At 50.3% G+C, this 587-nt stretch carries 1 protein-coding gene; it reads left to right on the forward strand.

Translation table 11 applies throughout. The features are described from left to right. A partial coding sequence (locus R7190_RS29165; protein WP_318138109.1) for an efflux RND transporter permease subunit occupies positions 1–587 on the forward strand: 587 nt, incomplete at both ends.

The following is a 587-nucleotide window of genomic DNA, read 5'->3' on the forward strand; positions in this document are numbered from 1 at the left end:
GATCAGCAAAGTTAAAGACAAGTTGGAAGATTTACAGCGTAGCTTGCCGGATGGCGTTGAAATCGTCACCACTTACGACCGTTCTACGCTGATCAATGCAGCTGTCGACAACCTTTGGAAGAAATTAGCGGAAGAGTTCATCGTCGTAGCCATCGTCTGTGCGCTGTTCTTGTTCCATATTCGCTCTTCATTGGTTATCGCCCTGAGCTTGCCTGTCGGCATCCTTGCAGCGTTCATCGTGATGCATTCTCAAGGCATTAATGCCAACATCATGTCGCTCGGGGGGATTGCCATCGCCATCGGTGCAATGGTGGATGGTGCCATCGTGATGTTAGAAAACGTCCACAAGCACATTGAGCGAACGCCACTCACGGATAAGAACCGCTGGCAAGTGATTGGCAAAGCCGCTGAAGAAGTAGGTGCGCCCCTATTCTTCTCGCTGCTTATCATCACGTTAAGCTTTGTTCCAGTGTTTGCACTGGAAGGTCAAGAAGGCAAGATGTTCTCTCCTCTCGCCTTTACCAAGACGTATGCTATGGCGTCAGCGGCAGCACTTGCGATCACACTCGTGCCAGTTCTAATGGGTT

The sequence above is a fragment of the Vibrio sp. 1078-1 genome (assembly GCF_033340475.1).